Origin of the sequence: Kiloniella sp. EL199 (genome assembly GCF_900313065.1) — a bacterium.
GTDB lineage: Bacteria > Pseudomonadota > Alphaproteobacteria > Kiloniellales > Kiloniellaceae > Kiloniella.
Genome location: NZ_OMPU01000006.1, coordinates 658,491 through 667,263, shown reverse-complemented (window position 1 = coordinate 667,263; position 8,773 = coordinate 658,491). Strand labels below are relative to the sequence as shown.

The 8,773-nt window shown below is 43.2% G+C and carries 8 protein-coding genes; 3 read left to right on the top strand and 5 right to left on the bottom strand.

Features of this window, described 5'->3' with window-relative positions:
- A partial coding sequence (locus D9A03_RS06460; RefSeq protein WP_162937999.1) for an integrase core domain-containing protein occupies nt 1-400 on the top strand: 400 nt, incomplete at its 5' end.
- A 75-nt stretch (nt 401-475) separates the two neighbouring features.
- Here D9A03_RS06460 and D9A03_RS06455 read toward each other — a convergent pair.
- Together D9A03_RS06455 and D9A03_RS06450 are read right to left on the bottom strand one after the other, a co-directional pair.
- Nucleotides 476-1,885 (bottom strand): PleD family two-component system response regulator, encoded by a 1,410-nt coding sequence (locus tag D9A03_RS06455; protein WP_120496361.1) that lies wholly within the window; start codon nt 1,883-1,885, stop codon nt 476-478.
- 50 nt (nt 1,886-1,935) lie between these two features.
- Complete coding sequence (locus D9A03_RS06450; RefSeq protein WP_046507735.1) at nt 1,936-2,313, bottom strand: response regulator; 378 nt, start codon at nt 2,311-2,313, stop codon at nt 1,936-1,938.
- A 349-nt stretch (nt 2,314-2,662) separates the two neighbouring features.
- Here D9A03_RS06450 and D9A03_RS06445 point away from each other — a divergent pair, with 349 nt between their 5' ends.
- Nucleotides 2,663-3,970, top strand: a complete 1,308-nt coding sequence (locus tag D9A03_RS06445) for a DNA polymerase IV (protein WP_120496360.1) — start codon at nt 2,663-2,665, stop codon at nt 3,968-3,970.
- A gap of 22 nt (nt 3,971-3,992) precedes the next feature.
- Here D9A03_RS06445 and D9A03_RS06440 read toward each other — a convergent pair whose 3' ends face one another.
- Complete coding sequence (locus D9A03_RS06440) at nt 3,993-4,811, bottom strand: EipB family protein (protein WP_120496359.1); 819 nt, start codon at nt 4,809-4,811, stop codon at nt 3,993-3,995.
- Between the two features lie 299 nt (nt 4,812-5,110).
- On the opposite strand from D9A03_RS06440, the gene D9A03_RS06435 reads away from it, so the two are divergent.
- Nucleotides 5,111-5,869: a GGDEF domain-containing protein gene (locus tag D9A03_RS06435; RefSeq protein WP_162937998.1), complete on the top strand. Its 759-nt coding sequence runs from the start codon at nt 5,111-5,113 to the stop codon at nt 5,867-5,869.
- A gap of 92 nt (nt 5,870-5,961) precedes the next feature.
- Here the strand turns inward: D9A03_RS06435 and D9A03_RS06430 are convergent, their stop codons facing one another.
- On the bottom strand, nt 5,962-6,462 hold the full coding sequence (locus tag D9A03_RS06430; protein WP_120496357.1) for a hypothetical protein: 501 nt from the start codon (nt 6,460-6,462) through the stop codon (nt 5,962-5,964).
- Nucleotides 6,463-6,693: 231 nt separating this feature from the next.
- The gene (gene aspS / locus D9A03_RS06425; RefSeq protein WP_120496356.1) at nt 6,694-8,487 is read right to left on the bottom strand and encodes an aspartate--tRNA ligase; all 1,794 of its coding nucleotides are present in this window, start codon (nt 8,485-8,487) and stop codon (nt 6,694-6,696) included.
- Nucleotides 8,488-8,773: the final 286 nt, after the last annotated feature.

Genomic DNA, 8,773 nt, shown 5'->3' with positions numbered 1-8,773 from the left:
CTATGAAGTCAGTAATGAAATGAAGACAAGCGATGTGATCAAGGCGTTGAAGATGGCAATGACACAGAGAAGAACAGATAAACCTGCTATTCATCATTCTGATCGCGGACTGCAATATTGTTCTGGTGAGTATCAAAAACTCCTAGCCCAACAAAAGATATCACCCTCTATGACAGATGGATATGATTGCTATCAGAATGCAATGGCTGAGAGAGTGAACGGGATCCTCAAACAAGAGTTCCTGCTCTATAAATGCAAAACCTTGGCTGAACTGAAGAAGCTGGTTGCTCAGTCCATTACAATATACAATCAACTCAGACCGCACTTGAGCCTGGGTATGAAAACACCTGAACAGGTGCACAAAAAAGCCAGCTGCAATACACAGCTGGCTATAACTTAAAAACCGTCAACATATTTCAGGACGGGTCAATCTTTGATAATCATCATCACTTATATTCTGTTTACAGTACTATTGTTAGATCGTAACGCTCTGGCCAGGATTACTTTGGCTTGAATGCTCTATACACACACAATTACGCCCCATAGACTTTGCATCATATAACGCTGTATCTGCACGCGCCAAAAGACTGTCAGCCATCTCCATGGGGTCAGAGGTTGTCGCAACACCGACAGATATTGTGATCGTTAAAGGCTCCGGTGACCCCGGAACTTCTATAGGTGTGTCCCCGACTCGCGTTCTAAGCCGTTCTGCAACGGTAAAAGCCTGTTCGGATGAAGCACTGGGCATGATAACAACGAACTCTTCACCACCGTATCGTGCAAGCATATCAAAATCACGAACCGCGTCTGATACCCGTTTCGCTAAAACCTTCAGAACTTCATCACCACTGCCATGGCCGTAAGTATCATTGACCTGTTTAAAGTGATCAATATCAAACATTAGCGTTGATACAGGTTTAGCGGTTTCCGCAATCTCCATAATCGCACGATCCAAATGCGCATTCATATAACGGCGGTTATAGACACCGGTAAGTGGGTCTGTGTATGCCAAAGCAACGCTTTTCTTCAGCATGTCAGTTAGACGATCATGATAACGACGGCGTTTAATTTGAGTCTTGCACCGGGCGCGCAGCTCATTTGGATCTATTGGTTTGACCAGATAGTCCGTCACACCAATATCCAAACCCTTGGCGAGTTGAGAAAGGTTTTCTTCTTCCAGAACCAAAAGAATTGGAACATGCCTGGTTTCTTCATGAGCTCTCAATTGAGAACAAAGTCGTAATCCGTCTTCCCCCCCCAGATCAAGCGCTACGATAAAGAGATCATATGATTTTTCTTGTCCAAGCTCGACAACTTCACGCGGGTCTCGAGAATGATCGACACTATGCTCCAACTCGGTCAGGAAATTAATAATTTTGCTGGCAGTTAAATCATTTGTTTCCGCCAACAATATGTTTGCATTGGATACGGCTTCTTCTTCGTCAGCCTCATCGCCCCCCAGAGAATCAAAACGGGAAGAAGCCTCTTGGCGAACACGCAATTCATCTGTCATCATTTTAAGACGGACGAGCGATCTTACACGTGCAAAAAGAGCAACATCGTTCAGTGGTTTAGTCAGAAAATCGTCTGCACCGACTTCAAGTCCACGAACCCGGTCACTCACTTCGCTCAAAGCAGTGACCATAACGACAGGAATATGGCGCATCTTGGGATCGCTTTTCAAACGGCTACAAACTTCATACCCGTCCATACCAGGCATCATCACATCCAAAAGGATGATATCCGGCATTTCCTTAGCTGCGATTTCCAGTGCAGATTGTCCATCTGAAGCAGTTATTACCTCGAAATACTCTGCCATCAGCTTCGCTTCTAGAAGCCTGACATTAGCAGGTATATCGTCTACGACCAGAATCCTTGCCGCCATAAATGCTGCACTCTTTCAATATTATAAAAACAAAACTGGCGTAAAATACCTTAGTTCAGGAATCTTTCGACAGTTTCTAAAAACTTTGTGACAGAGATTGGTTTTGGAATGTAGGCTTCACATCCCCCCTCTCTGATTTTTTCTTCATCCCCCTTCATGGCAAAGGCCGTCACCGCAATGACAGGAATAGCGCGAAGGTTGTCATCTTCTTTAAGCCATTTGGTCACTTCCAGACCTGATACTTCAGGTAGCTGAATGTCCATCAAAATCAAATCGGGTTTATGTGTACGCGCTATCGAAAGTGCTTCCATACCATCTTTTGATTGAAGGATGTTATAGCCTTGAGCTTCCAGCAAATCGTGGAACAGCTTCATATTCAGTTCGTTATCTTCGACAACAAGAACAGTTTTTTCTTTGTTAGTCTGCATAGATGTTTCCTGCCGATGCCTCCTAAAAACACATGGAGAGCCCAATGCGCTTCATTAAATGTCTCAGGTGGTTAACCATGATCACTGAAACAATACCCTTGAATGCCACACTACTCAACTTTAGTTAACATATGGTAACGGAAATATTGTTAAAATTTTTAATAAATACATTTTTTGACCAGCTAACTTACTAGAATCACAAAAATTTCAATCTCAACTTCGCAAGTATTTCCCTTCTTACACACTTCACCTCGTCAATAATTCGTATTGATAAAATTTTGGAGAAAACCTTGCCAAGAATAGAACATAAAGAGTATAAAATAAGAACAATAAATAAACGTCATTTCTTATGCCCGACCTTTGCAGAGATTGTTTTCATTGGCGTGAAGAAACACCAGCTTACAACAAAAAGTCGGTTCGTTGTGTAAGCTGTCATTCACCACGCATCATAAGCCACCCCGAGCTCGGGAGTTTGACAATGGCGCATATAGACTGTGATGCCTTCTATGCCAGCGTGGAAAAAAGAGACAATCCAGAACTGCAAGACAAGCCTGTTATTATAGGCGGCGGAAAAAGAAGTGTTGTTTCAACCGCTTGTTACCTCGCCCGTCTATATGGCGTCAAATCCGCCATGCCAATGTTCAAAGCTCTCAAAGCCTGTCCGACAGCAGTCGTCGTCAAACCCAATATGTACAAGTACAAGGAAGAAGGCCTGAAAGTTCGGGCTATGATGCAGGACTTGACCCCTCTTGTAGAGCCTCTTTCAATTGATGAAGCTTTTTTAGACCTGTCTGGAACGGAAAAGTTGCATGGTCATTGTCCTGCCATCACTTTGGCCAAACTCATCAAAAAAATAGAAGATGAAATCGGCATCACAGCTTCGATCGGCCTTAGCTATAATAAATCAATGGCAAAAATCGCTTCTGATTTGGACAAACCGCGCGGATTTTCTGTTCTGGGTCACAGCAATACACAAGACTTTTTAAAAGAACAGCCCGTACGTCTTATTTGGGGTGTCGGCCAAAGCCTCGAGAGGCAGCTTCATCAAGACGGCCTAAGACAAATAAAGGATCTCCTTCCCTACAGCGAAGAAGAGTTAATGAAAAAATATGGTCAAATGGGACAGAGGATATTCCACTTTATCCGAGGGCATGACGGAAGAACAGTAAACCCCAAATCCCCCACAAAAAGCATTTCCAATGAAACGACGTTTAACGATGATATAAGTGATTTTGAGGAACTCTCTGTGATCCTTTGGCGATTATGTGAAAATGTTTCAAGCAACTTGAAACGCAAACAATTCGCGGCAAAGACAATTAACCTCAAACTCAAAACAGGTGATTTCCGTCAAATATCCCGTAGCCGAAAAGCATTTGCCCCAACACAGCTTGCCGAAGAGATTTATCAAACAACACTTCCCCTTTTAAAAGAACAATGTAATGGGCAACGCTTCCGCTTAATAGGGGTTGGCGGTAGCGATCTTGTATCTCCAGATTTTGCAGATCCTCAGGATTTACTCGACCCAGAAAAAGAAAGGCGCAAAAAAGTTGAAGCTGCTCTGGATCAAGTACGTAATAAGCTGGGCAAAGACAGCATTCAAAAAGGGCGCTCGTACCAAAGCATTACTAAAATGAGCAAAAGGGATAATGAAAAATAACGATCCATGAGGTTCCGTTTAATTAGCCACATTCTGGAGAACTATTAACTTCAAGCCCTGTTAGTTTACCTTTGACCGAGAAATCACCAAAATCCAGATCAATCGCAGATACAACACCGTTTTCATAAAGAGTGAGTGTCTGCTCTTGGGTTGGTAGGGTGCTTTTGGATTTCAAATCATAGAATGCCAAGAAAACTTTCCACGACGCCTTGCCCTCTAATTCAGAAGTGTCGTCCTCGTCAGTATTGGGTAAAATAATCACAGATACCTTAAAAGCATCAAGCTCTGCTGTACCGTCAAATACGGTGCGGTTTAGTGCTGTTTCACCATTTTGCGCAGCAAGGATAATATCCTTCAAAAAGGCAGATGGATAAATCACATCACCCAGCTCTACACTTTGTTTTTCTGGCTCTGTAATTTCAGCTAAAACATTTGTCCCAGAATTTGACTTTGGCTTTTCATGAGAAGATTTTCCAATATAACGGCTTTTACCAGATAGATTGCCATCCTGTAAGACGGTAAAACGATAACGCTTTCCGTCCAAAGCTTCCCAGGTATTAATCTTCAAATCCATTTGCATACTTTGCCCTGTACTATAGACAAGGTTCATCTCAAGCTCGTTTGTCATCAACCATCCACGACAGTCGCTTGTCAGGTCATATTCTATTTGCCCACCCATGCTACTAATCGCACCTTGATAAGAGCTATTCAAACGCAGCTCATAAGTCGCTTTATGCAGAAGTAAATCGATAGAGCTCTGTCCTGCAACGCTGATCTGAGAAAACAACAAAACCGCTGCAGAAGCTGATATACCAATTACTTTTTTCTGCCATTTACACATAAAAGAAAATCCAGTTCTAAAATTTAACAAATCAATACTGAGCTGTAGGACCTATTCTAAATACATATCATTTCAGGCGACATTGAGGCATTTTCTTTGACAGCAACCCCACTAGTCACTTTTTACCCAGTCTTACTTTTTCTGTGAAATTTATTGGTAAAAGTTGCACAACAAAAAGAATAAAACAGGCAACAAAAAACAATGTCCATATAAAAACAATCACTTAACCCACCAGAAAATAACTGGCATATTATTTGCTGAACTAACACCGTTCTCTTTAATAGGAAATGGTGGCGAACGTGACATATACGGATGCATTTAACGGATCAGGTTCTTTATACCCCTCAGCTTTGGATAAAAGCGATGATATAAAGCTTTCAGCTGACCGGGATAACCTTATGTTTCGACTACGGCGCATAGCTTATACCCAACCCAGTAAAAACAAACGTATATCAGACAAACAAGTTATCGAATTGCTAGAGGCTGCTGCCCTTGCAGAACAGACCCTTTCCGAGCAGCACGAACGCATCCGCTATTTAGAAAATCTCTCGATTACAGACGAACTCACAGATCTCCTTAATCGTCGTGGTTTTCAGCATGAACTGGACCGTACGCTCAGTCGTGCATCCCGAACCGGAGACAAGGGCGTCTTGGTTATCTGTGATATGAACCACTTTAAAGCAATTAATGACAGCTATGGTCATATGGCAGGCGATTGTGTGTTAAAAAAAGTTGCAAAAACATTGGTTAAGCACTGCCGCAAAAGTGATTACATTGCACGCCTTAGCGGAGATGAATTCGCGATCCTGATGCCGAATACCGCTCCAGACAGAGTTGAAGCCATTATTGGTAAACTTAATAAAATTTTGAACACACTTGTTGTTCGTTGGGGACAACATGAAATTCCAGTGTCCGTCAGTGTCGGATACGAGAACTATGCAGCTGGCACCAACCCGAACCAGTTGCTGCACCTCGCAGACAAATCCATGTACCATAACAAAGGCAACCGTATTGCCTGTCACCTCGGTAACAAATACATCGAAAAAAGAACTCTTTAGTTCTAGTTTTTTCTCATCTTCGATCCCAAAAGAAAACGCCCGGAAGAATTTCCAGGCGTTTTCTTTTGGGATAAACTCGAAAGCTACAGTATCTAACCGTCAAATCCGATAGGTTTCAACTCATCGGCAAGATATTCAGCATTATCAAATATTTCAGCCACTTGATCGTCAAGAAAATCCTTCTTGGGTTGCAAGTGATTTGTTTGCACATCGATAATCGCTATTTCCTCGGAATAAGCAGATACTTCTGTCGGATCTGTTGCCCCTAGCTGTGCATCTTCAGCAAAATAGCTAATTGAAGTTTCCAGATCAGAAACAGCAGCAATCTCAATTTCATCAACAGGCGAAAGAGGTAATAGGGTTGCATCCGCAACTTCAAAGTCAACATATTCGTCGCAGATATCACCTTCCATCAAACGGATGAGAGCACAATCCTGTTGTGCTATCGCAGAAATTCCATGGTCAGTCAGTGTTTTCCCGCTAAAAAAGTAACTTGCAACATCAACTGCCAATGACGCAACGCCAACAGCAGGAGGCAACGCGCAACCACCCAATGCGAGAGCAAGTGTCGAAGCAACAAAAATTTTTCGCATGATATTCCCCCCAGGAATAACGATAAGCTTTTGAGAATCATGAGTCATTTGGATTCTTAGCGCAAGGAAAATATCGGAAAAGGTCAAATTTTATCTAATTTTCGACTCCAAGCTGAGGTATTTATCTCTAATTCACAACCACCACGAGTCAAAACCGCCCTGCTTTATAAAACAGGGCGATTCGACCTTTGTTTTACCAATCCCAATTAAGATAAGAATTGATGCCGAGATTTAGCTCTCGTCTGTATCTTCCAATGGAAGATCTAATTTGATGTGCAATTCACGCAAACGATCTTCGTCAACTTCGGCTGGTGCCTGCATAAGCGGATCTTCAGCTTTACCGTTCATCGGGAAAGCAATCACTTCACGAATATTCGGTTCATCAGCCAGCATCATCACCATACGGTCAACCCCCGGTGCGGAACCGCCGTGTGGAGGCGCACCAAATTTAAACGCTGACAGCATGCCACCAAAGCTCTCTTCCACATCTGTATTGCTATAGCCTGCAACTTCAAAAGCTTTGTACATGATGTCAGGACGGTGGTTACGGATCGCCCCGGAAGATAGCTCAATACCATTACAAACAATATCGTACTGGTACGCATTAATGGTCAATGGATCTTGTGTTTCCAGTGCTTCCATTCCCCCCTGAGGCATAGAGAAGGGGTTATGACTGAAATCAATTTTCCCCGTGTCTTCATCCAGCTCAAACATTGGGAAGTCAACAATCCAGCAGAACTTGAAGACGCTCTTGTCCAGAAGTTCCAGATCGACACCTAGCTTGTTACGAACATGGCCTGCGAATTTCGCCGCTGCGAGTTCTTTATCACAAACAAAGAACACTGCATCGCCATTTTCAAGACCAGCAATTTCTTTGATCTGGGCAAGACGTTCTTCATCAAGATTCTTCGCAATTGGTCCCTTAGGCACACCTTCATTATCATAGATAATGTAACCAAGGCCTGCGGCACCTTCTTTACGCGCCCAATCATTGAATTTGTCAAAGAAACTACGTGGGTTTCCAGCTGTACCCGGTGCAGGAATAGCACGAACAACGTTACCGCCTTCGATAGCGCGGGCAAAAATACCAAAACTTGAACCACGGAAAGCTTCCGTTACATCATTAATGATAATCGGGTTACGCAGATCTGGTTTATCAGAGCCATATTTAGCCATTGCTTCTGCATAAGGAATACGCACAAACGGATAAGGGGAAACTTCGCGTCCTTCGGCAAACTCTTCGAATACACCATAAAGCACAGGCTCAATAGCATTAAATACATCGTCCTGTGTCACATAGCTCATTTCAAAATCGAGCTGATAAAATTCACCAGGAGAACGATCTGCACGGCTGTCTTCATCACGGAAACATGGGGCAATCTGGAAATAACGATCAACGCCACCAACCATCAACAGCTGTTTGAACATCTGCGGGGCCTGTGGCAGAGCATAGAACTTACCGGGATGGATACGACTTGGTACCAGGAAGTCACGTGCTCCTTCCGGGCTGGATGCCGTCAGAATTGGTGTCTGGATCTCCATGAAATCCTGTTCAATCATCCGGCGACGCAAGGAAGAAATAACACCAGACCGGAGTTTCAGCTTCTTGACCATCTTTTCACGACGCAGATCAAGATAGCGATAACGCAATCGCGTGTCTTCGCCAGCGTCTTCGTCAGAGTTCACTTGTAGTGGCAACACCTCTGCACGGGATTGAATTTCAAGCTCACGAACCCGAACTTCAATTTCACCAGTCGGAAGGGTGTCGTTCACAGTTTCAGGGGTACGTTTGATAACCTCGCCAGTTACGGTAATAACTGACTCAACACGAGTGTTTTCCAGCTTTTCAAAAAGCGGGCTTGAAACATCTACAACGCACTGTGTAATACCAAAGCTATCACGTAGATCGACAAATAGAAGCTGACCGTGGTCACGTTTACGGTGAACCCAACCAGAGAGGCGAACCTGCTGGCCTTCGTCAGATAGGCGCAGTTCAGCACAATTATGGGAACGATAAGGATGCATCAGTATTTCCTTTGGTATTATAGCTGTCTCGATCTAGCAACTCTGTGTACAGAACAATTTAAAACCGAGAACTTTCAAGTTCAGTAAAAATTGAATCCCGCGCCGCTGCCAAAATCATAAATTATTCCGTTGGAAAAAGGCATCAGATTGGCAATTTGTCAAGGTTTTGCGCCTCAACTTTAGAGAAAGTGGGCAAATATTTTTTACAAGTAGCAAATTATACAGATATCTGCCTCTTCAAACGCGGATTTTACTTATTAACCATATTCACCTTTCTAAGCGGGGA